The following is a 20,233-nucleotide window of genomic DNA, read 5'->3' on the forward strand; positions in this document are numbered from 1 at the left end:
GCCAAAGCCAAAACGGCGGATAATTTCCCGGATTGACCACGGCGTCCCTTTGTAGCGGTGCAGCTCGATGGCGGATTTGATAAGCGTGCGACGTACATCATCCGATTCCGCCAGCTCCCAGCCATTATCGCCGGTCAGCGACAGTTGTTCGGCCAGCCAGGGTAAGGCACTGGTTTCGGTCATATCCATCAGGTAGACCAGCAGCGGCGTCAGGTCAAGCTGCTGCAATCGGCCCGCTAATATCGCCAGCCACTGAAAGCGGCTATCGTCGGCTAATGGCGGGGGCAGTAAGGTCTCGTGGGCAGGGGTATCGGGTGTGATATCAGTCATTGACCACCCCCACTAACTTCAGGTCGATGTTTTCACACCAGGGCCATTCGTTTTCTTTCACCACCTGCAGGGTCGGTTGTTTAAGCTCGACGCTGTAAACCCCGTTGACCGAGAGGGTGGCCTGTATCTGGCTGGGAACAATATCACGGCCCAGCTGTGCGGCCTGCTTGTCCATATAACGCTGGGCGGACTGCTTCACTTTTGCCATGACCTCGGCGCTATCGTAGCCAGCATAAACGCGGATAGCCGCTTCAATCCGGTAGATGACCTTAACCGGCGAGGCCACCTTGACGATATCCGTTAATGGGCGCACCTTTTCATCCGCGCATGTGCCGCTGACCAGGGCCAGCAAGGTGTCGGACGGCAGACCGGTTTTGACCAGTGGATAAAGCGCCACGGTACCCGGTACCGGGCGCATCACCGCCACATCGCGGATATCCTGATGGGCACTCATGGCATGAAAACGGTACGCCTCGCGCGAACCGGCGTTGCTAAATGACGCGGGGGCCAGCCGGATACGCTCACGAAGATGCTCATCCTCTTCCGGATCAGCACCACCGGTACTGGGTTCGGTATTGGTCACGCTCAGGTCAGCATCGTTGATGCCGTCGAGCAAGGTGCTGATTTGCGCCGGTTGCCAGCCGTTGCCAAGTGTGCCGCGCTCGGTACAGGTGGCATTCACGCTGGCAGTGGTGTCGCTCAGGGTGACAGCATTATCGGTAGCAAAAACAATACTGTCGCGAGCACTGACGCGCGCGCCCGCCGGAATGACCAACGGCGTGGCGGGAGGCTCTTCGAGCTGAAACCGTAGGCGGGTACGGGCTGCCGCAGCCGCCAGGCGGTATACGCCGACCAGTTCACCCAAATAGTCCAGCATCGGGGCGCGAGCAAAGGCCACCAGATTCTGCTCAGCAGTATCTTGAATCGCCAGGCGTACCAGTGCCTCACGGTAAGCCATCAGGTTAATCAGCAGCCGTTCATCCTGCGCCGGATAGAGCGTCTTGCCGCTGACTTTTTCATACCAGGCTATCATTTCAGCGGTCAGTGCCGCCGCATCGGTGTTGATAAATACCGGTTTCTTGTCGCTTAACGCCATGCGACCTCCGTCATCTGTGGCGTGCCGTCCGTTATCGGCTGCCAGCGTACCCGCAACCAGAGATGCTCTGCTTCAGCACGCGGTTTTACCTCAAGGAGTTGTATTCGTGGCTCCCAACGGCGCAGCGCATCGACCGTCTCTCTGACGACATGGGGAATGGCCTGCTCGATGGGCATATCCAGATAGCGGTACAGGTTGCTGCCAAAATCGGGCCGATGCAGGTCTGCACCACAGGGCGTACCCAGAATAATACGCATGGACTGCTCAATATCGGCCAGCCCTGAAACGCGTTCGCCGGGACGGTTCAGCGCGGGCTGCCAGTAAACGGACGTTGCATAATCATTTTTCATACTGGCAGCATGACACAGGCGGGCAACAGGGGGTATTAAAGCGCATTAAAGCCTGTAAGCGCTTATATCGGCTTGCCGGTTGGCCTGCCATCATGACCGTTACTGTGCTGATGGTTTTCCAGCGACACGTTTCCGGCCTGGATATCCCCGCTGGCCTTGATATCGCCGTTAATAGTGGCTGCCGCCCCCTTGCCACCCGAGCCGCTCATACCGCCTAGGTAAGTGAGTTGCTTCTGCACTGTCAGGTTACCGGTCGTAAGGGTATCAGGTGAATCGAGTATGAGCTGTTGACTCGCTTTCACCGTCGCATTTTGCGTCTGGATAAGCGCATTAGCCTGAGTGATCAACGTCAGGGTCTGGAGGGTGCCGCCGACCGCCATCGCATGGGTTTTGCGGTCATACTCGACAAAGGTGCCATCGGCAAAGTCGACCCGGCGTTTGTCGCGTGACGCAATAGCCGGTCGGTCGACCTGTGAATAGACCGCGCCGAGCACCAGGCCATCATCGCCATAAGGGTCAAGTAACAGTTTGACCTGCTCGCCAATATCCGGCAGCCAGTAATCCTTGTTATTCTGCGTGTTGCGCTGCAGCACCTCAAGCCAGGCGGTACGCAGATTATCCAGCTCCGGCAAACGAACCCGTACCCGCACCGTTTTCTCATCCACCGCACTCACCGTGCCCGTGGTAAATTTGATACCGCTCATCGGGTTTTCTCCTGTGCAACGGGGGTTTCTGTTGCCACCACGCCAATACTGCCGTCGGCTTTTTTACCGATGACCATAAGACTCTGTGGCTTGCTGGCCTTGCCTTTTTTATGCGAATTAGCAATCGGCCCCTGGCCTAACTCCAGTTCGCAGGTATAGCCACTTTGTCGGTTAAGGTCGTGCCGCACCGAGGTGACGAGCCAGACTCCGGATAAGCGACCGAAGTCCGCCAGTTGCACCGTGATACCGGCTTTTAGTCGGGTCTGACCCGGCAGACTGAGATTTGCCGTGCGCTGGTATTCATTGTGGCGGTTAAGTCCGGCACACAGCTTACCGACCGCTTCATCGCGGGTGCGTGCCCGGTTTTGCATCTGCAGCGTGTCCGCACTGGTGGCTCTCCCTCCCTTGGCAGGGAGGGTTTCCTCTGCCACCGTGCCGATGCTGCCATCGGCCAGCACGCCGACAGTGACCAGTTTTTTGGTGCGGGTGTCCTGGTATTTGACCTTGCCTTGTTGATAAATGCGATTAAGCGTATCGCGCAGGGTAAAGCAGCTCACGTCAGACGGCGTCAGCGTCAGTAGCGGCGAGGCTTCGCGCAATGTCGCGCGATGGGAAAACACCAGCGCCTTATCGGTCACCTTGACAATATAGCCATACTCACGTCCCAGACGGGTGATAAACGCCAGATCGGTTTCGTTATACTGCGTCACCCGGTCGAGCGTCAAAGGCGCAAGGATACCTTCCAGCCGCAGATGATGTTTTTTGGCTATCCGGCTGGCGATAGCCCGCAGCGTGGTGGCTTCAAAGGCCCGGTTACTGCGGGTACGCAACGCGCGGGTCACCGGGGCCGATAGCCCCCGTAAGCGCACGCTGTCCGGCGGGCCGGAAAATTCCAGCTCATCCAGGGAGAACGTCCCGCACGCCAGCAGCGGTTGACCTGCCAGACCTATCGCCAGCGTCAGGCTGTCGCCTTTGCCCGGATACCACGCCTCACGCCAGCGACCGTCGATATCTTCCAGCTCGACTTCAACTTCATCCGATTCCCCGGCCAGCCGGTCGGTAAAGCTCACCGACAGCACATAAGGCGTCACTTCCCGCGAGATATCTTGCTGGTCGTAATGCAGGGTAAAGGTAGGAGTATCTACCGGGGTTATCGTGTCAGACCGGGGGGTTAGCGCAGCCATGGTGGTGTGTTCTCCTCCGTGTCATCCGCTGCAATGATAGGGATAAGCAGCTGCACCCCTGCCGGGAGAGACGCGGTAATGGCCACCTGCGGATTAGCCATAATGATGCGCCCATAGCCCAGCGGGTCGCCATAATAGTGATGCGCCAGGGTGTCCCAGCGTTCGCCTTCACGGGTGGTATGGATCATTACGGCAGGCGTATCAGCAGGCATCATTATCTCCCCCGGCTAATAATACGGCTGGCCAGGCGACTCAGCGGTGCGGATTGATGCTGGTAAACCGTCACGGCATTGCCAACCAGACCGGCGACGGTATCGAGCGCACCGGGCAGATGTTGACTCTCGCCCGGCGCAAGGCCGCGCAGGGTGTCTTGGGCATGGTCTATCATCGTTGCCGCTTCACCGCTCGCCCGCAGGAGCGGGATAGCGTCGGGTAACCTGCCGGTTAACTGGCGCAGCCAGGGTTGCGATTGCGCCAGCGGCGCGGCCACATCGCCGAGACTGGTCAGCACGCCGGGCACGCGGGTCAGCGCCGCCACCGGATTACTTTTCATCTGTCGTGCGACCCGGATGACACTGGAGGCGGTCTGTAGCGCCGATTGCGCCTGCCGGGCAAAGCCCACCGCCTGGCGCAGCCCCGACGCGGGCAAGGCCGCCTGCCGGGTCTGATTCAGGTTCGGCAACCCACCTTTGACGGCAGGCGGTCTCAGCGGCTTTTGCGGGTCGCCGGTATATTCGCGCAGCGTCACCTCAACCGATAGCGCCTGGGCACGGCCCTGCGCACTGCAGAGCTGGGTACTCAGCGACAGGTCGGTGATCACAAACCAGCCCTTGTAATCGCCGTTACCCAGCACAAAGGCCAGCGCCTGATGGGCACGGCTCGCCGCCTGCAACCGTTGCCACTCACTCGCCGGGTCACAGTAACGCTGATGAAGCACCAGGGTCAGATGGTACTCATCCAGTTTAGCCCCGGTAAACTGTAAGCCCGGCTTGTGGCCAATGCGTGCCTGCTCGGCAAAGTCATTGCCAAAAGTCCCGTCCAGGGCATCAAAACTGGTACCCAGCTGAAAAGGGATATCCCCCAATACGGCAAACATTATTCCAGCCTCCGGTGTTGTTGTTGCAGTACGCGCGCCAGCATCTGCTCCAGTTCGCGCACACCCAGACTCAACGCCTGCTGCACCGCCGAACCGGGGGTTTGCGACCGGCCATCAAGCACAATATTGGGACTGAAATGCACCACGATACCGCCCTGGCCTGTCGTCCCATGACCCATCGGCCCCGCCCCGTTCGGCACCGAGGGGATGGGGGCAGACCGCCACCCAGGCAGACCCGGCAGTGCCAGACCTGAGCCTGCCTGCAACAACGCCGCCAGCCAGTCGCTGGTCGCGCTGCGAGTTTTTGGGGTGGTGCGTCGGATACCGATTGCCGCCCCCTCAACGATATTGTCCCCAAAGCCCATAAAGACCCGTGAGGGACTATTAATACCCAGCGTCTCGCTAAACCAGCTTTTGATACTGCCGCCAAACTCGGTGATACTCTCTCTCGCCGCGGTCAGCTTGCTGCGAATACCGCTGACCAGTCCCTCAATCAGGTTGCGACCGAAATCGGTAAAATTGGCGGGTAACTCAATATTGAAATAGCGCATTACCCCCGCGAACGCCTTATAGAACAGCCCCACCGGCGACCAGTTGATAATCAGCGCCGCTACGCCACCGATGCCGCCGGAAAACGCCTGTTTGATATCCTCCCATCGGACTTTGAACCAGGCGCTAATTGGCCCCCAGTAGCGGTAAATCAGGAAAGCGCCGACAGCAATACCGGTAATCAACAGCCCAATGGGTGTCAGCATCAGTGCACGACCCACAAACAGCACAGCACGTCCGGCTATCATCAGGCCACGCACCAGTCCGCCGCCGAGCACCGCCCCCAGACGCAACGCGCCGCGTGAGAGTCGGCCCATGAGTCCAGCCACAGACGGCGAAGGCTACCACCCTGGCTAAAAGCGGCAGACATCATTAACCAGCCGCTCCGTAGGGTTAAGAAACCCTTCCAGATAGCGGTCATCGGTGTCAATACAACCAGATTGAGCGCCATTCTCAACACGACAAGACTTGTTTTAAATACGAGTAACCCGGCAACAACACCTGCAATACCTTGCACAAGCTGTGGGTTAGCTTGAACCCAGCTGTTGAGCTGAGTTATCAAGGGCACAACCGTATCGACGAATCCGACGACTTTCGGTGTGAGCTGCTCCCCTATACTGATCCCCAAATCACCACTGGCGACCATCAATTGTTTCATTTTCTCAATGGGCGACGCCAGGCGTCGGGAGAAATCTCCTGCCAGCACGTCGGTATTGGCGGCGTTGAGGGCTTCAACGCGGATAGTGCGGTACTTCTCCATATTGGCCAGCATTGGTCGTACAAACGCCATCACCTGCATATCGGCGAACAGTTCACCCAACCCAAAATTTTGCTGAAGGGCCAATAACGCCTTATCGCGAGCCTTATCGTCTTGCAGCGCCATCGCCGATTTAAATTGTGCCGGGGCTTGCGGACTTTTTTGCGCCAAATAGGTTTGCAGGGTATTCATCATCCCTTCAATCGGCGAAATGCCATACGCTTTTTGCTGCATTAATGACTTTTCAATATCGATATGCACATCGGCAAAGCGTTTTTTTGTTTCTGGGGCATACAGTTTTTCGAGAAAATTATTAAAATTGTTCGCCGCTTTATCTGAACTACCCGCCCCAATTTTTGCCACCTGTAAGGCTGCCACCGTCTCCGCAACTGCCTCCTTACCCTGGGCTACATTCGCCATTTGTGGGGCTAAATCGGGTAACCACTTCACCTGGTCAGCAATTTCAAACGATCCCGCTTTGCCACCATAGGTCATGATGTTCTGTACGGCGGCGAAATCTTTGGCGGCGATGCCCAGCGACTGTTTGGTGGTAAAGGCGGCTTGCGCCCACAGCTCTGCTGGGGTTTTTGTGGCCGTGGCCGCGCGGGCAATACTTGGCAGGTAGGCGCGGAGATCATCTAAATCATCGATATTATTGCCAATCAGTGGGCTGCTTGCTGCCTGTAAATCGTCCTGGGTCTGATTGTACTGCAGGCTCCAGGCACGAATATCCTTGCCCAGTGCGTCGCGGGTTTTCGTGTTAAAGCCCGCCGTGATCGCCATATCGATCATGTTGTCCTGAAAGGACATGTACTTTTTTACTGACGGCTGAACGGCACCATAGGCCGCCCGAGCCATGCCGTAGCTCTCCAGTCCCTGACCGTAGATCTTCATGCGATTATCACGCAAGGCGGTCGAGGTGGCGGTGGCGCGTGTCAGGCGTTCCTGCTGGCTTTCCAATCGGGATAGGGTATGACCAACGCGGGTCAGTTCACCGTTCAGGCGGTGGGCGGCATCCCCGCCAATGTCGCCGTATCGGCTAACCGCGCGCGTCAGCGATGCCTGACGCTGCTGCAGCTGGGTGGTCGCCGAACTCAGCCGTTCCAGTGTACGCTGAGAATTCCCCATAACAGCCCGGAACGTGCCGTGCAGGGCGGCGGAGACGACAACGCCAATTGAAAATGAACTCGGCATAGAGGTAAACTCATTTTAATAATAGAAAAGAGGCCCGCCTATGAACGAAGAAGCCTATGAAATTGTCACCGGGATCGGCAAATTGCTTTATGGATTGTTCGTCGCATTTGTGACGTACAAAACCATCATGCTTGTAGCACCGCTTGATGCTGAATTCGGCGTGAAAGTACTTTTGGCCATGCTGATTTTCACTGCCGCCATCATTGTTTCTATGCCACTTGCATCGGTTGCGGGAATGTTTATGGCGTTCTTATGGGCTAGCAGCTACGTTGCTTACCGCATTATCCGCTGGACTATTCACCGTATTCGCGCTTTATCTGCTCGCCCGCTTCCTTAAGGTAGCCCTCAAATTCCTCCACCGGCAGTCCGTCAATCTCACTGGGCTGCCAACGAAACCACCTCGCCAGTAACGCCTCCGCCTTACGCAGTTGTCCCGGATACAGTATCCAGCCCCGCAAAGTCGCGAAATCGGCCATGCAATGCCTGGTAATCCGCCAAATCCATCTTGTCCAAATCTTCCGGTAACAGCCCGGTCATGCTGGCAACCAGCAATTCATCCAAATCAGACGGATCCTGACTTTGCTTGCGTACCTGTTTCATGTCGCGCACGGTCAAACGACGCACGGTGACCTGGGTCAGCATCTCACCATTGGCAAGTGGATAGGGAAAACGCAGAGGGTAAGTATCGTTCATAATAAGCTCCTGGGTTGAGGGGATGATCTTGACCCTGACAGTCTGACATTTGGGTGGGCCAGGGGCTTTTAAACGCCATTAAGAAGACAGGGACGATAACGCCCCCTGAAAACGAATGGTTCACTAACCACCAATATTGGCCCGGTAGTCTATCAGCATATCCACCCCGCCCACGCGAAAAATATTCGCCATGTAGTCCAGCTCCAGTAACTCTTCGCCATTCATCACCTGCTTGATATAGGTGCAGGTAAAGGCGCTGCTTAAATCCGGATCCTCATGCTGCTTGAAGGTGCCCAGCGGGTTCTTTTTAAACATCACCGTCATATAGGTCACCATCGGCATTTCATTGAACCGTCCCTGGCTACCAAACTGCTGGACACTGCAGCGGCACTGCAGCTGATAGGTGCTAAACGGGTTGGCGACCATCCGGGCGACATCGGCGTAAAAACTGTTCCACTTGATTTCCCCTTCCAGTTTGTCAAAACCGTAAGGCAACTCTATCTTGCCCACCAGACCGAGCGCCTTGCGCTCCTGCATGATGGCCTGTATCTCCGGGCACTTCACCTCGGTCGCCCGACCCAGCAGATTATTGCCATTGACATAGACATTGGCATTACTGATGGCGTTAAGCTGAATTTTACCGGTCATATTCCACCTCCTTCCAGGGCATCAACACCGATTGCCGTCAATGTCAGGTCTCCCATTGACCCGGTAATCAAGCCCTTCTCAATAAGATAATGCACATCGAAGTCCAGACCTGCCCCAAACCGTTGCGCCAGATCGGCGATAAACAGTCCTTCCCCTCGCGGGCGCGCCTTCCTTTCACGGTAGAGTTCGCCCAGCAACAGACAACGACGCATCTTGTTCTCTTCTACCATTATCATGACACAGCGCCTTTCAGGTTAGCCAGAAACTCGGCGGTAATTTCGGTTTCATAGGTCAGCCGCTCCATCGGCGGGGGCGGGGTATAGGCATAGTTCAGCAACAGATGCCCGGCAGACAACTCCTCTTTCGTGTTACGCGCCTTGTCATACCAGCAGCGAAATCCAAGCAGTGCGCCATCGCCTATCAGCTTGCACCCGTAGGCATTGACCGACTCGCACAGGGCATCAATCAATGCCTGATCTATGGGCCTGTCCATATACTGCGGACTGAAAAAGCGCAGCGCCTCGTCGAGCATATCGGCCCGTGCGCCGCACGTTTTCAAAGTTCTTCATATGGGTGACGGTCGGAAAGGCCGCCGTGCGGTTGCCCCATAGGCGCAGACCGGTACCAAAACCGTTAAATACCGTGGTGATGCCGTTTTCATTGAGCTGGTTAACTTCACTTTGGGCATCACCGAGCTTCGCCGACAGCGCCCGCTCCATGCCGACAATCCCGGCAATCTCCTGATTGGAGGACGACCACCAGAACCCTTTTTCCAGGTCGACTTTCGCCCGCAATCCCGCTGCACGTTGCGAGAGCGGCTCCAGGCGATTTTTGTTGCTGGCCTTGTCATACACCAGGGCATGCGGATAGCACAGGCGCACACGCTCGGAGGCGGTGTTGAAGTTGATGGTGCCAGACGATCCGCGACCGGCGATAGCCTGCGCAAAGGTGGTGCCAATCGGCGCATCCACATAGGCGATGGCCTTGAGCTTGTCGGCATAGGCCGCCAGCTCGGCAGTGACCGAGGTCTGGGTACAATAGACTGGTGCAATCAAAATTTTGGCGTCATAGCCCAGCAGATTATAAACATCGTCGAGTACCTTGATGCCGCTCCGTCGTCCGGCGGTATCGATACTGCCCAGAATATCTGCCACCGTGACCTGACCGGTATCCAGATGATCGTAGCTGGCGATACAGGCTTCGCCTGCCGGGATAGCGCCTTTGGCTTGCCGCGTTAGCGTACCGCTCACCGGCTCAAGCCGATAATCCGTCTCTCGCCGATACGTGGTTTTGCTGTCGGCGCTTTTCAATACCAGATTGCTGACATAGCCATAGCGCAGTCGTGCTCGTTGATGCTGTACATCAAATTTCAGGTCATTTTCATCCACATGCCCGGTATGCCGTTTCGGATCCAGTACGTTGATAACCACCACCGTACCTGCCCCATGATCGTAAATCGCCCGCAGTGCCTGCGGTATCGTAAAACCGTCTATCTCCGGGCCAAACTGGGCGGCGTCCTTTTCTGACAGGCATTGTATCGGTTTATTCACCGTGCCCGTGGGGGCGGTGCCTATCAGTCCTATCACCGATGATTTAGAGCCTCGTACCGGACGGGGGCCGCGCTCGACCTCAATGGTTTCCGGGCCGTGTACATAGGGATCGCTCATGCTTTTTCTCCTTCCGTGCTCGGGCTGTCTGTTTTACACTCGCCAGTCTTCTCTGGCGGCGAGGGGGTATTGGCGGGGCGGGATTTAACAGGACGCGCCGCCGGTTCAAGGTAGGCCGGTTGCGCATCCAGGCGCGTCAGATAGCCGAGACACACCAGTGTCTGGGTGTACTCATGATCTTCCGGCATTTTCACTTCCCGCCCCGGCCAGAGCAGGACTTCCTGCAGCACCTCGCCGGTACGCAGGGTGACGCCACTGGGTGGGCCGTCATAACGAAACAGGGCCATCTTTATTTCTCCTCACGGGTTATCTGGGTTAACGGGGGATTGTCTTCGGGGCTGTCGTTCTGGATAAAGGCCGTCACGGTCTCAACGGTGAGCACGTATTGCCACAGTCCCTCGGTCTGCCCCCAAAAGACCTCCTCGACCAGCCAGATATCACGCTGGCAGTCGGGTGGACGCCAGCCGCCCAGACACTGGCGCACCTGGTCAAGCACCGCCACCGCGCCGTCTTTGCCGTTAAGCTGTCTCACCACCACCGTGGCGGTCAGTCTGACGGTCTGCGGCTGAATAACCACCCCGATATCCTGCGTCTGGCCAAAGCGGGATTTGCCGTAGCTGACCAGCACCGCCCCGCGCGGATGATTCAGGCGAAACTGCTCAGGCCGTTCGGGGAAAAAATCCACATGCAGGCCCGGCAGCTGAAGGCGCAGTCGTTCAACCACCGCGCTCAGTAGGGTAAGGGTATCCATCAGTAGCGCTCCAACAGGCCATCAGGGCCACCGAATTGCCGCTCCCGGCTGCGGACACGGTATTCCCCCGGCTCGGGCATATCCTTCTGTGTCGCCTGAATACCCAGCGTCAGCTTGCCGTCGCGCAACGCCACCAGGGTTTTCTCGGTAGCACGGTAGCTTTCCTTGGCCGCTTCCGGCAGGTCACCTTCAGGGCGGCGGCGATAGAGGGCATGACACACCAGATTCAGCGCCAAATCCCTGAGGACAGTGGGTACCTGCGTCAGCGGCAGGGTATAGCGCCCGCGCAGATGCGCATCAATCAACTCGACCGCATACCGGATAGCCTCACTGACCACCGTCTCATTAACCACTTCCGGTAGCGACTGGCCAATCGCCATGCTCACCCCGTCCTGCGTCAGCTCAATCAGCGTCTGGCGGGGAATAACCGCCGCCACATCATCGGGAATGTACGGATAACGGCTGATCGCCCCATCGTGCCGTTAAAAGGCGACGACCGTCAACGGAGGCGATAAAAATGGCGCAAGAAAGCCTTTATAAAGGTTTATAAAGGGCGTCAGGGGTAAACTGACCCGCCTGAACGCCGTAAAACGCGCCACGGGCGTTAGCGGCGGGTGGCCCTTTCCAGATAGCGCAGCACCGACTCCAGCAGTTTTTGTTCGATACCAGGATGAAGCGCGCCCTGCTCATCAACAGGCAGATAAGGTCGCGCGGGCAGAGTGACGCGGCGTTGGCGTCCGGCCTTGCCGCCCAGTTGATGAATACGCGCATAATCGAGGTTGCTGCCCACCGTGGCATGATGGCTACTGTAGTCGGTGGTGACACTGCCGCGTAGCTGGCCGCTGGCCGACAAGGTCATGCCCTTGCGCGCCAAGGAGGCCACGGAAGGCTGCCAGGCCGGGTGCCTCTCATCCTCGAAGTTCAGGTCGGTTTCGGTCTTGAGGGTTTCTGCCAGAGCGCGCATCAGCGGCGTCATGTCCTGCCCGGCGAGGCTCAGGTCGCGTAGTGCCTTTGCCAGTTCGCGGGCATCAATCTGAATGTGCATCAGGTCTTTCATGATGGCCCTCGCAACTGTTGACGCGCCAGTGCAGCCAGCGGGCCGCCGTAGCGCGTGAGGTCAGGGGCGTAAGCACGACCGGGTGTATAGGAAAAGCCGACATCCGGGCTGAGGGTTTTACCGGACGGTAAATGAAACGTGGTCACCGGCTTCATTTCCCCCGTTTTTTCAGAGACCAATCTGAGCGCAGTCTCCAGTCGACCGGCTGCCGTACCCACAGCCAGCCCGCGCTGACGAACCTCGTCGGCGGTCAGCGCAATCACGCTGCAGCGACAGCGCCAGCCGTTAGGTGGATAGAAAGTCTGCCAGAACGGAGCATCCGCCGGGAAAACCAATCCGTGCAGTGCCAGATGACTTTTGCGCGTGCGTTTATCGCGGATGGCCACGTACATCCAGTAAGGCCGATCATCGATATTGGCTTGCTGCTCGGCCCAGCGTCCGGCGCTGTAGAGTATGGAGAGATTCGTGCGGTAAATCGTCTCCAGCCGCCATGCACTGCCCTGCTGGACGGTGACCGGCTCGCCTGTGATGGGGTCGGTGGTATCGGTTTTTCCCCACCATCCCTTGGCCTGTAGCACCGGTGTCAGTTCCTTTTTAAACCACTGCAGGGTCTTGCCTTCCGCCAGGGCTTTTTCCAGTGCCTGGCGGATATCCTCCAGAATATCGAGGTGCATCACCTTCGCCACGGTAAAGGCTTGTGCATGCGCTTCCTGCCACATCTCCTCCCAGTCCCAGGTGATGCGGTAGCCCTTGGCGCTGAGGTAGGCAATGGCGCGTGCAGGCGGCAGGCCAAAACAGACGGCAATGTCGTTACGAGTGAGCACTGAGCCTCCCGGCGATTTTCGCCACAAACAGAAGTTGTGCCAGCGTCTCGTGCAGGCGCTCTGTATTCATACGTGGGTAAAGCTCTGCCAGCATGCCCATTAATGCCTGGGGAGACTGGCCCTGCTCGACGGCGGCAAACAGCGGAGCCAGTATCGGCTGCATGGCCTTATCCAGTTGCCCGCTTGTTATCAAACTCTCCAGCGCGTGCTCCAGTTCATCCTCTGCCAGCCCGGCGGCGTCGGATTGCGCCTCGGCAAAGGCCGCGTTCGTCAAAGGCGTCATGACCGCTGACTCGCGCAGGTCGCCCGGCTGCAGGTTGTACTCACGCATAAAGTATTGCGGGGTAAACAGCGTCGCGGCCTGCGAGAGGCTCAAATCGCGTTTGGCCTGGGTCTCGTCAATGGTCTCTTGCGCCCACAGCTCCCATGAGGGCATCAGCACCTCACCGAAGTTAAGCTCCACCATAAACCGCAGTACCTGATTGATGGCACTCATCACCATCGACGCATCACCATCGCGTATATCAGCGGCGACTTCCAGTCAGGCCTGCGCCGAGGCGTGCGTGGTATCTGCTTCGGTGGTCTGGTTTTGACCCAGCAGGGCAATGACGATTTCGGAGCGTGCCAGCTCAATCAGATGGCGATAGATGTCGCTGGAGGCACCCTTGCCCGCGGATTCAATGATTTCTACCGTGGAATCATTGGGAATAACCGCCACCGCGTCTTCCACCATCTTGTCGAGCGAATCGAGCAGCAGGTCGATTTCCGCATCGGCGGTGCCGCGTGGGTGTTTGCCAACCAGCCAGGGGCTGCCGTACTTCTCGGTAAAGCGCATCCAGAAACGCCAGCCACCCTTTTTAAACGCCACCGGCCAGAAGCACATCGACAGGTCGGAAAAGCCGTAGGGGTTATCAAAGGTGGCGTCTTGTGTTGCCACCACAAACTTGCGCGGGGGCAACTGCTCACCGGCCAGACCCGCCTGATTGGCACGAAAGCGCAACTGGTTGCCGTCATCAAAGCTAAACCACTCAGGCGGTTTGCCGACAATATCACTGACCAGCAGGCGGTCGTGACGTTTGACCCAGGTCAGTTCGGCGGGCTGGTAGCCAAAGAAGGCCGCATCCAGCAGCTCGCCAATGATACGGTCGATATCCCAGCCTTCCATCACTTCACTCAGAAAATCCACCACAGCCTTGTCGGCATGGCGTGGCGTCAGTCCCCGCTCCAGCGCCTTGACGGCTGATTTACGGCGGCGAATGCTGCTGCCGACCAGCGGCTCAGCGCGCAGTTCACGGTAGACGCTGATATCGTGCCCCAAAGATTTAAGAATGACGTCCGGGTTAGGCAGCCACTGGGTAAACCCCAGAATGCCTGCCGGGCTGCGCTCGCGCGAGGCAATGGTGCGCATCAGTGGTCGACGCGGGTCGACGAAGGCGACAAATTCGGTTGGTGAGACATAGAGTCCTTGTGCCATTAATAACCCTCCAGTAATCGGTTAGCCTGCCGGGGGCGGCGGGAGTAAACACGTCCCGGCCCGGTCGGGCTGTCGGCGGCATTGAGCGCCAGAAAACAGGCCCAGGTGCGGTCAGCATGGCCACTGGCATCGCTGTCGGCCACAAAGCGCGGAGCACCGGTCGGGCCGGTCACGCGCGTTAACTTGTGCAGGTCAGCCCGTAAATCCTTGTCACCGAGCGGAATACGCAACCGGCGGTCTTCAAAGATTTCTTTGCCGCGCGTAGCCAGCGTGAGTTTATTACCGGCGGTAAACAGCACCCCCTCGACGCGACGGGTACCATGACGGCGTTTGGCATCTTCCACCGGCTTTTCTCCCATGCCGGTCTGGTCAATGCAGCAACGCAGTACCCGGTAGCGAAAAAAGACCTCATCGAGCAGCGCGTCCTGCTCGGCAAAGGTGGTCCGTTTACGGGTAATGATGTCGCGCGTCCAGTACACATCACCCACCTGCTCAATCACCCAAATTACAAACAGGTCATGACGGGTCGCGATATCAACCCCGACAAAGCAGGGGCCATCGGCATAGTGTTCGGGGATACCCGCCAGGTCATGCTCTACGCCATCAATCAGCTCATAGGAGAGCCAGCTTGATGCTTCATCGAGCCATTTGAGTTCAAACTCCTGCTCCCAGGCGTCATCATCGTTCAGGGCGGCACGCATTTCGGCAATATCGCGCGGCAGCCCTTCACGCACCGCCTGATAGATATCCACCACATGGCGCGACCAGACGGTATCTAAGGACGCATCGGTCATCAGTTCATAGAATTTGTTGCCTTTGCCGTTCGGGGTGGAGGTGACGCGCAGCTTGTAGCCGTTCGATATCACCGGAAACAGCGCCGTCCAGATTTTGCGGCTGTCGGCATGAAAGGCAAACTCATCGAGAAACACATTGGCGGCAAAGCCGCGCGCCGTATCCGGGTTCGCCGGGAGTGCGGTAATACGCGAGCCGCCGGGCAGCACTGCCTCTAACATCGTATAACGCTCACCACCACTGCCCATCAGGTAACCTTCAAACTCACGTGCCACCAGACTATAAGCCTGACAATGCTTTCTGACCCCTTCTTCCATCGCCTCTTTGGCCTGTCGTTCACCGCGCGAGAGAATGACCCAGCGGGTGCGACCGCCACGGGCCTCGGTCTCAAAGCAGTCGTCAACCAGCTCCAGCGTGGTGGTAAAGGTTTTGCCGGTCTGGCGGGCAAACTGGCCGATTTTAAAGCGTGACCGGTCAAGCAGCCAGCGCTGCTGGTAAGGGTAGAGTTCAACGTTTTTGCTCATGCAATAATCCCGTAAATTTCTTCACGCACCCGCTTCAGGGTATCCAGACTGACATGTGCTTTACCTTGCTGCTGGGCTTCCTGCTCCAGGTTGGCCATTTCCGCGCTGATTTTCTTAAGCTGACCTTGCAGTTTTTTCAGGCTGACGCTGGCATGAATAATGGGTGCCAGATTTTTCGCCATGCGGGCAAAGCGCTCAGCCCGCTCAACCGGCGACCCCTCTTCTTCCTTTATTGTTTGTGCCTCCAGCAGGCTATTGAGTAATTCAGTCTGCACCAGCGCCATAATGGACTCTGAGCGTGTATCCTGGTCATCTGGCGCACCTTTGGTCAGTTGACGCGCCGCTTCGGTCGCGTCACGAATCGCGGCAAAGCGGCGCTGCACCTTTTGACCGTAGCGGGAAATCTGCGCCCGACCGATGCTATACCCTTTATCACGCAGCAACGTCTCCAGCTCTCGGTAGCCACTGAAATTGCGCTCAGTCAGCGCCCGGTCGAGCCATTCACGCACCGATGGAGGCAATACCTCGATATGACTGCGCGGTGCCATCGTCACTCCCTCCAGTATTTGGCCGGGCGGGCAATGCCGGGGAGATCGTCCGTCACGTATTCCACCAGATTCACCCCTTCCGGCGTCAGCGTGGCCGTCCAGGCACGTGCTGGCGGTCGGGTCAGGCGAACCAGACTTAAGCCCTCAAGGAACAGTAACTCTTTTTGCAGCTCCAGCATGGTCATGTCCGGGTAGAGCGAATGGCCCACACCCCACAGCAGCCGGTCATTGGCCGGATAGGGCCGTGCCTTGTTGACCACCTGCATAACACCCAGCGCAACCCTTCGCGGCGCGCCTGTTCGGTATCTATCATCCTTATCCTCCTGCCACCTGACGCAGTTGTATGGTTTCCAGCTTCTGGTAAATCGCGTCAAGCCGTGACTCCACCACCTGCTGATAATGAATAAATTCGTCGCGCCGGACATAACGCGCCGGCACTTCCACTTTGAACTCCAGGACTTCACGCTCAAGGCGCGACCCTTTATCGGATGCATCGCGCATTAACCGCTCCAGCGAAGCAAATCGCTCAGCCTGGCGCTTTTCCGTCTCTCGGATAAACCAGCGGGCCAGCCCACCGAGAAAGCCTGCCAGCCCGAACAGATAGTTCACCAGCACCCAGAAATCGACTTGTAATGTCATGGTGTTAATCCTTCAATGTAATCCAGTAGCCCGTTTATCTGTGCCCGCCAGACCTGACATTGCTGCCCGTTGTCGGTGATATTGGCGAGGATATCGCGCTGGGTGACCGGGCTGGGCCTGAGCGGCTCACCAGCGGACGCAGTGGGCCGGGTCGTGTTGCCAGCGCCGCCGGGAGCGGCGGTAGCGCCTGGATCGTTGGCATCAGGCACGCCGAGTGCGGCGTTGTAGTACTGCACGAAGCCACGAGTAAATACGCAGGACACAGCATGAGGCTTGCCTTTTTCATCCAGCCAACGTTGTGTAACATCATCAATCTGCCTCTTGAGTTGACGGTTTTCGGCGTTTATTAGTGCAACGTGCGCCAAGTAATTCCGCTCGCTCGTATGGGCAACCGCAACCTGGCGCTCAAAACGTTGTTGCAGGGCTTGTAGGGTTTGCGCTGCCTGCTCGGCGCGCTGTTTTTCCTGGTCAGCAAACGCCTCGCGCAGCTGACTGATTGTTGCCTCACCCCGTTCCGTTGCCCGATTCTCGCCTTGCGTGTAGCCGTGCCACCAAGCGAGCGATAACAGCGCGCCACCGAGCAGCACACCGAGGGTGTTTATCCCGCCCAGGCTAAACACAGCTTGCCCCTCCCCAGCTCAGGTAACGGGGTGCCAGGGCGTTTAAAATGCGCCGGGGATAATGACGATTCTCGCGCCAGGCGCTCACGCTACGTCCGGCATTAACCCGCTCAATGCTGTCAAACCAGCGGCTGCCATCGTACCCCTGACTTTCCGCCAAACGGCGATCACGCTGTACCCAGCCCAGGCCACCGTTGTAAGCCGACAGGGTCATCGCCATGCGCTCACAGCGATCCACCGCCGACAAGCGTTGCCATAGCCAGTGATCGAAACTCACCACTGCCCGCAGGCTCCAGCCGGGATTAAGTGGCGCTTTGACCGCCAGCTCCGGCATTAATTCCCCAATCCAGGCAGTGGTCGCGGGCATAAACTGCCCCAGCCCCTGCGCCCCGATGCGGTTGGTGATACCCGCCTGCCAGCCGCTTTCGTGCTCAATCTGCGCAGCAAAATCAGCCACCGGCGCATTGAGTCCCCACACCAGACGGGCGTTGCGTATCAGGTTAGCCCGATACTCCTGCGCCGCTTGCGGGGGACGCGCGGCATCCGCATCAAAAGCGCCACAAAGGAGCACTATCAGCAAAAGGAATAACAGCCATCTGGGGTCGCCTTGTGGACGTTGATAGCGGTTCATGGTTATAACCCCATTGCCACGCTAAGGCAGACAGCGGCCACAATCACCGCCCGGCGCAGTTGCGCAGCGGCAAATACCTGATGACAGCCCCCGCGCACAGGATGACGGCCCTGCGCCACCTCCGGATGGTCATGGTGCAGGTATTGACCGGGGCGGGCCTTGGGGAACAGCGAACGGTCAAGCCAGTAACCGACCACAGCCGCCAGGGTAATCAAGGCCAGCTTGTAGAGCACCACCGGCAATTGCTGCGGCGAGACCAGGCCAATCACCAGCAACAACCCTGCGGCGGTGAGCAACCAACCGCTTAATCGCGGGGTTTTTAATCGGGGTAAGGTCAATTTTTTTCGCGTTTTCATCACCATCTCCCTGAGAATCAGGCAGACAGTGTCGCAGGGCAGTGCGCCAAACGCTTTTAAAGCGGTTTACTAGTGGGGATGTGGGTAAGTGGTTAAGTTAGGCGCAGTCATTAGCCCCTAACGGGGCAAGGGAAAAAGCGCGGCTCGTACGGTGCAGGAACACCGCACGAGCCGCCAACACACAGAATCCACCTGTGAGTCAACCGTGGCGCTTTCCGTCCTCGAGGACAGGAAAGAGTCTACATTAATTTCCATTAGTGAAAAAGGCTTACAGACAATGCAGCAAAGTTTTTTACCGATAGTGCCCTGGATAGGCGGTAAACGGCGACTGGCAAAACAAATTTTACCGCGCTTCCCGGCGCATATCTGCTACGTGGAGCCATTTTGTGGCGCGGCGGCGCTCTTCTTTATGAAGTCACCCAGCAAGGCGGAAGTCATTAACGATATCAACGGTGAGCTGGTCAATCTCTATCGGGTGTTAAAACACCATCTGGAAGAATTTACGCGTCAGTTTAAATGGGCGCTGGTCAGCAGGGCGATGTATCAATGGTTGAAAATTACCCCGACCGAGACCTTAACCGATATCCAGCGCGCGGCCCGTTTCTATTACCTGCAAAAACAGGAGTTCGGCGGCAAGGTGGCCGAGCACACCTTTGGTGTGACCACCACCACTGCGCCACGCCTGAACCTGTTGCGCATGGAAGAAGAACTGTCGTTGGCTCATCTGCGACTATCACGCACCACCATTGAATAACTTGACTGGGCAAGCTGCATTGCCCGTTATGACCGTCCGCATACGCTGTTTTACTGCGACCCGCCGTATTGGGGAACCGAGGGCTATGGCGTGGATTTTGGTCTGGAGCAATATGAAAAACTGGCGGGTATGGGACGAGACCTGGCGGGGGATGATGATTATTTCGGTCAATGATATTCCTGAGATGCGAGAAGTGTTTCAGGGGTTCGATATGGATAGCGTACCGATTCGTTATAGCCTGAACAGCAATCAGCCCACACAACGACGTGAGCTGATTATCACTGTCAAATAACCCCATCCGCAGCCATGGATAGGGAAAGTTAAACGCGGTGGCGGGCTGCTTTTTTCTCTGCCATTGCCGTCAAGGTACGTTTGGCCACTTCGCGTGTTTCGCCGGGAATATATCGAAAGGCAGTTAACACTTCCGCCTCCTCCTCATCGCGCACCACATCGAGCGCACTGGCTTCATCGCTGCGCTCGCCTGTAATCAAATAATTAACATCAACCCCTAATGCTTTAGCGGATACCAGATAAGCAGCATCGGGATGTCGCTCACTTTTTTCATAATTGTACTGGGTCAGTTTTTTAACACCGCACCGCTCAGCGAAGCTTTCCTGACTGAGTCCCAACCGCAGGCGCTCGGATTTCAGGCGTTCGCCCACCCCCTCCAGCGTCAGCGTGACCCACTGCTGGGTATCGAGCGGAGCCTGCTTATCGCTCGAGGCAGAAGGAAAGGTTTTATCGGTCAGCTGCTGGCTTAACTGTTGCAACTGCTTCTCTTTTTCTGCCACCAGTTGCTGGCTGCGTTTAAGCGCCGCCTCGTCTTTACGCAATGTCGCTCGTAATTCCCGTACCGACATGCGATCAATCTCATCCAGCGTTAGACCGGCAATGGTGCCGCCTTCGGCAAGTTCGGCGAGGTCTTCATCGTCTTCTGTCATCAGTTCAAAGAGCTTAGTTTTTCCTAGCATTCCCAGCGCTGGGAATGAAGAGCT

24 protein-coding genes and 4 pseudogenes are annotated in these 20,233 nt (G+C 57.4%); 2 read left to right on the top strand and 26 right to left on the bottom strand.

The window, feature by feature from the left end; genetic code table 11:
* From ACMZI0_RS08245 to ACMZI0_RS08280, 8 genes and pseudogenes are all read right to left on the bottom strand, one after another.
* Positions 1 to 330, bottom strand: a 330-nt coding sequence (locus tag ACMZI0_RS08245; protein WP_415672590.1) for a phage tail protein I, incomplete at its 3' end; no start/stop codon positions are given.
* On the bottom strand, positions 323 to 1,426 hold the full coding sequence (locus tag ACMZI0_RS08250; protein ID WP_415672591.1) for a baseplate J/gp47 family protein: 1,104 nt from the start codon (positions 1,424 to 1,426) through the stop codon (positions 323 to 325). The genes ACMZI0_RS08250 and ACMZI0_RS08245, both read right to left, overlap by 8 nt.
* Positions 1,417 to 1,776, bottom strand: a complete 360-nt coding sequence (locus ACMZI0_RS08255; RefSeq protein ID WP_415672592.1) for a GPW/gp25 family protein — start codon at positions 1,774 to 1,776, stop codon at positions 1,417 to 1,419. The genes ACMZI0_RS08250 and ACMZI0_RS08255 overlap by 10 nt, the downstream gene beginning before the upstream one ends.
* 62 nt (positions 1,777 to 1,838) lie before the next feature.
* Positions 1,839 to 2,480 carry a phage baseplate assembly protein V gene (locus ACMZI0_RS08260; protein ID WP_415672593.1) on the bottom strand — a complete coding sequence of 214 codons (642 nt, stop codon included), beginning with the start codon at positions 2,478 to 2,480 and terminating at the stop codon, positions 1,839 to 1,841.
* Complete coding sequence (locus ACMZI0_RS08265; RefSeq protein WP_415672594.1) at positions 2,477 to 3,664, bottom strand: phage late control D family protein; 1,188 nt, start codon at positions 3,662 to 3,664, stop codon at positions 2,477 to 2,479. The genes ACMZI0_RS08260 and ACMZI0_RS08265 overlap by 4 nt, the downstream gene beginning before the upstream one ends.
* Complete coding sequence (locus ACMZI0_RS08270; protein ID WP_415672595.1) at positions 3,652 to 3,879, bottom strand: tail protein X; 228 nt, start codon at positions 3,877 to 3,879, stop codon at positions 3,652 to 3,654. Before ACMZI0_RS08270 ends, ACMZI0_RS08265 begins: the two co-directional genes overlap by 13 nt.
* Positions 3,879 to 4,760 (bottom strand): phage tail protein, encoded by an 882-nt coding sequence (locus ACMZI0_RS08275; protein WP_415672596.1) that lies wholly within the window; start codon positions 4,758 to 4,760, stop codon positions 3,879 to 3,881. Before ACMZI0_RS08275 ends, ACMZI0_RS08270 begins: the two co-directional genes overlap by 1 nt.
* Positions 4,760 to 7,260 (bottom strand): annotated as a pseudogene (locus tag ACMZI0_RS08280) (phage tail tape measure protein). Before ACMZI0_RS08280 ends, ACMZI0_RS08275 begins: the two are co-directional and overlap by 1 nt.
* A gap of 40 nt (positions 7,261 to 7,300) precedes the next feature.
* Between ACMZI0_RS08280 and ACMZI0_RS08285 the strand changes: the two are divergent.
* A complete protein-coding gene (locus ACMZI0_RS08285; protein WP_415672597.1) occupies positions 7,301 to 7,597 on the top strand; it encodes a hypothetical protein in 297 nt (98 codons plus the stop codon).
* A gap of 83 nt (positions 7,598 to 7,680) precedes the next feature.
* On the opposite strand, the gene ACMZI0_RS08290 is transcribed toward ACMZI0_RS08285, so the two are convergent.
* From ACMZI0_RS08290 to ACMZI0_RS08370, 17 genes and pseudogenes are all read right to left on the bottom strand, one after another.
* On the bottom strand, positions 7,681 to 7,953 hold the full coding sequence (locus ACMZI0_RS08290; protein ID WP_026823822.1) for a phage tail assembly protein: 273 nt from the start codon (positions 7,951 to 7,953) through the stop codon (positions 7,681 to 7,683).
* A gap of 123 nt (positions 7,954 to 8,076) precedes the next feature.
* Positions 8,077 to 8,601, bottom strand: coding sequence for a phage major tail tube protein (locus ACMZI0_RS08295; protein WP_415672598.1), 525 nt, complete (start codon positions 8,599 to 8,601; stop codon positions 8,077 to 8,079).
* Positions 8,598 to 8,837: a hypothetical protein gene (locus tag ACMZI0_RS08300; protein WP_415672599.1), complete on the bottom strand. Its 240-nt coding sequence runs from the start codon at positions 8,835 to 8,837 to the stop codon at positions 8,598 to 8,600. Before ACMZI0_RS08300 ends, ACMZI0_RS08295 begins: the two co-directional genes overlap by 4 nt.
* A pseudogene (locus ACMZI0_RS08305) lies at positions 8,834 to 10,268 on the bottom strand (phage tail sheath subtilisin-like domain-containing protein). Before ACMZI0_RS08305 ends, ACMZI0_RS08300 begins: the two are co-directional and overlap by 4 nt.
* On the bottom strand, positions 10,265 to 10,555 hold the full coding sequence (locus tag ACMZI0_RS08310; protein WP_415672600.1) for a hypothetical protein: 291 nt from the start codon (positions 10,553 to 10,555) through the stop codon (positions 10,265 to 10,267). The pseudogene ACMZI0_RS08305 and the gene ACMZI0_RS08310 overlap by 4 nt, the downstream one beginning before the upstream one ends.
* A gap of 2 nt (positions 10,556 to 10,557) precedes the next feature.
* The gene (locus tag ACMZI0_RS08315) at positions 10,558 to 11,019 is read right to left on the bottom strand and encodes a Gp37 family protein (RefSeq protein WP_415672601.1); all 462 of its coding nucleotides are present in this window, start codon (positions 11,017 to 11,019) and stop codon (positions 10,558 to 10,560) included.
* A complete protein-coding gene (locus tag ACMZI0_RS08320) occupies positions 11,019 to 11,456 on the bottom strand; it encodes a gp436 family protein (protein ID WP_415672602.1) in 438 nt (145 codons plus the stop codon). Before ACMZI0_RS08320 ends, ACMZI0_RS08315 begins: the two co-directional genes overlap by 1 nt.
* 167 nt (positions 11,457 to 11,623) lie before the next feature.
* Positions 11,624 to 12,064 (bottom strand): phage virion morphogenesis protein, encoded by a 441-nt coding sequence (locus ACMZI0_RS08325; RefSeq protein ID WP_415672603.1) that lies wholly within the window; start codon positions 12,062 to 12,064, stop codon positions 11,624 to 11,626.
* A gap of 8 nt (positions 12,065 to 12,072) precedes the next feature.
* Positions 12,073 to 12,900 (bottom strand): phage minor head protein, encoded by an 828-nt coding sequence (locus ACMZI0_RS08330; protein WP_415672604.1) that lies wholly within the window; start codon positions 12,898 to 12,900, stop codon positions 12,073 to 12,075.
* Positions 12,887 to 14,374 (bottom strand): annotated as a pseudogene (locus ACMZI0_RS08335) (DUF935 domain-containing protein). Before ACMZI0_RS08335 ends, ACMZI0_RS08330 begins: the two are co-directional and overlap by 14 nt.
* On the bottom strand, positions 14,374 to 15,690 hold the full coding sequence (locus ACMZI0_RS08340) for a terminase large subunit domain-containing protein (protein WP_415672605.1): 1,317 nt from the start codon (positions 15,688 to 15,690) through the stop codon (positions 14,374 to 14,376). Before ACMZI0_RS08340 ends, ACMZI0_RS08335 begins: the two are co-directional and overlap by 1 nt.
* Entirely contained in the window at positions 15,687 to 16,238 is a 552-nt protein-coding gene (locus ACMZI0_RS08345; protein ID WP_415672606.1) for a DUF3486 family protein, read from the bottom strand. The genes ACMZI0_RS08340 and ACMZI0_RS08345 overlap by 4 nt, the downstream gene beginning before the upstream one ends.
* Before the next feature lie 2 nt (positions 16,239 to 16,240).
* On the bottom strand, positions 16,241 to 16,504 hold the full coding sequence (locus ACMZI0_RS08350) for a hypothetical protein (protein WP_415672607.1): 264 nt from the start codon (positions 16,502 to 16,504) through the stop codon (positions 16,241 to 16,243).
* A 49-nt stretch (positions 16,505 to 16,553) separates the two neighbouring features.
* Positions 16,554 to 16,877: a hypothetical protein gene (locus ACMZI0_RS08355; protein ID WP_415672608.1), complete on the bottom strand. Its 324-nt coding sequence runs from the start codon at positions 16,875 to 16,877 to the stop codon at positions 16,554 to 16,556.
* Positions 16,874 to 17,497 carry a hypothetical protein gene (locus tag ACMZI0_RS08360; RefSeq protein WP_415672609.1) on the bottom strand — a complete coding sequence of 208 codons (624 nt, stop codon included), beginning with the start codon at positions 17,495 to 17,497 and terminating at the stop codon, positions 16,874 to 16,876. Before ACMZI0_RS08360 ends, ACMZI0_RS08355 begins: the two co-directional genes overlap by 4 nt.
* Positions 17,490 to 18,128 carry a transglycosylase SLT domain-containing protein gene (locus ACMZI0_RS08365; protein WP_415672610.1) on the bottom strand — a complete coding sequence of 213 codons (639 nt, stop codon included), beginning with the start codon at positions 18,126 to 18,128 and terminating at the stop codon, positions 17,490 to 17,492. The genes ACMZI0_RS08360 and ACMZI0_RS08365 overlap by 8 nt, the downstream gene beginning before the upstream one ends.
* Positions 18,129 to 18,130: 2 nt before the next feature.
* On the bottom strand, positions 18,131 to 18,484 hold the full coding sequence (locus ACMZI0_RS08370) for a putative holin (RefSeq protein WP_415672611.1): 354 nt from the start codon (positions 18,482 to 18,484) through the stop codon (positions 18,131 to 18,133).
* Between the two features lie 277 nt (positions 18,485 to 18,761).
* Here ACMZI0_RS08370 and ACMZI0_RS08375 point away from each other — a divergent pair.
* Positions 18,762 to 19,530 (top strand): annotated as a pseudogene (locus tag ACMZI0_RS08375) (DNA adenine methylase).
* Between the two features lie 28 nt (positions 19,531 to 19,558).
* Here ACMZI0_RS08375 and ACMZI0_RS08380 read toward each other — a convergent pair.
* Positions 19,559 to 20,233 (bottom strand): helix-turn-helix domain-containing protein (locus tag ACMZI0_RS08380; protein WP_415672612.1); only part of this gene is annotated, 675 nt, incomplete at its 5' end.

Origin of the sequence: Symbiopectobacterium sp., assembly GCF_047692315.1 — a bacterium.
Taxonomy (GTDB): Bacteria; Pseudomonadota; Gammaproteobacteria; order Enterobacterales; family Enterobacteriaceae; genus Symbiopectobacterium.

Bases quoted from the DNA above. Each gene is read 5' to 3' on its own strand.
- ACMZI0_RS08300 (WP_415672599.1), bottom strand. From the start codon at position 8,837: ATGATAATGGTAGAAGAGAACAAGATGCGTCGTTGTCTGTTGCTGGGC.
- ACMZI0_RS08270 (WP_415672595.1), bottom strand. From the start codon at position 3,879: ATGATGCCTGCTGATACGCCTGCCGTAATGATCCATACCACCCGTGAA.
- ACMZI0_RS08315 (WP_415672601.1), bottom strand. From the start codon at position 11,019: ATGGATACCCTTACCCTACTGAGCGCGGTGGTTGAACGACTGCGCCTT.
- ACMZI0_RS08295 (WP_415672598.1), bottom strand. From the start codon at position 8,601: ATGACCGGTAAAATTCAGCTTAACGCCATCAGTAATGCCAATGTCTAT.
- ACMZI0_RS08260 (WP_415672593.1), bottom strand. From the start codon at position 2,480: ATGAGCGGTATCAAATTTACCACGGGCACGGTGAGTGCGGTGGATGAG.
- ACMZI0_RS08340 (WP_415672605.1), bottom strand. From the start codon at position 15,690: ATGAGCAAAAACGTTGAACTCTACCCTTACCAGCAGCGCTGGCTGCTT.
- ACMZI0_RS08290 (WP_026823822.1), bottom strand. From the start codon at position 7,953: ATGAACGATACTTACCCTCTGCGTTTTCCCTATCCACTTGCCAATGGT.
- ACMZI0_RS08255 (WP_415672592.1), bottom strand. From the start codon at position 1,776: ATGAAAAATGATTATGCAACGTCCGTTTACTGGCAGCCCGCGCTGAAC.
- ACMZI0_RS08275 (WP_415672596.1), bottom strand. From the start codon at position 4,760: ATGTTTGCCGTATTGGGGGATATCCCTTTTCAGCTGGGTACCAGTTTT.
- ACMZI0_RS08350 (WP_415672607.1), bottom strand. From the start codon at position 16,504: ATGCAGGTGGTCAACAAGGCACGGCCCTATCCGGCCAATGACCGGCTG.
- ACMZI0_RS08285 (WP_415672597.1), top strand. From the start codon at position 7,301: ATGAACGAAGAAGCCTATGAAATTGTCACCGGGATCGGCAAATTGCTT.
- ACMZI0_RS08345 (WP_415672606.1), bottom strand. From the start codon at position 16,238: ATGGCACCGCGCAGTCATATCGAGGTATTGCCTCCATCGGTGCGTGAA.
- ACMZI0_RS08325 (WP_415672603.1), bottom strand. From the start codon at position 12,064: ATGCACATTCAGATTGATGCCCGCGAACTGGCAAAGGCACTACGCGAC.
- ACMZI0_RS08310 (WP_415672600.1), bottom strand. From the start codon at position 10,555: ATGGCCCTGTTTCGTTATGACGGCCCACCCAGTGGCGTCACCCTGCGT.
- ACMZI0_RS08250 (WP_415672591.1), bottom strand. From the start codon at position 1,426: ATGGCGTTAAGCGACAAGAAACCGGTATTTATCAACACCGATGCGGCG.
- ACMZI0_RS08370 (WP_415672611.1), bottom strand. From the start codon at position 18,484: ATGAAAACGCGAAAAAAATTGACCTTACCCCGATTAAAAACCCCGCGA.
- ACMZI0_RS08355 (WP_415672608.1), bottom strand. From the start codon at position 16,877: ATGACATTACAAGTCGATTTCTGGGTGCTGGTGAACTATCTGTTCGGG.
- ACMZI0_RS08265 (WP_415672594.1), bottom strand. From the start codon at position 3,664: ATGGCTGCGCTAACCCCCCGGTCTGACACGATAACCCCGGTAGATACT.
- ACMZI0_RS08365 (WP_415672610.1), bottom strand. From the start codon at position 18,128: ATGAACCGCTATCAACGTCCACAAGGCGACCCCAGATGGCTGTTATTC.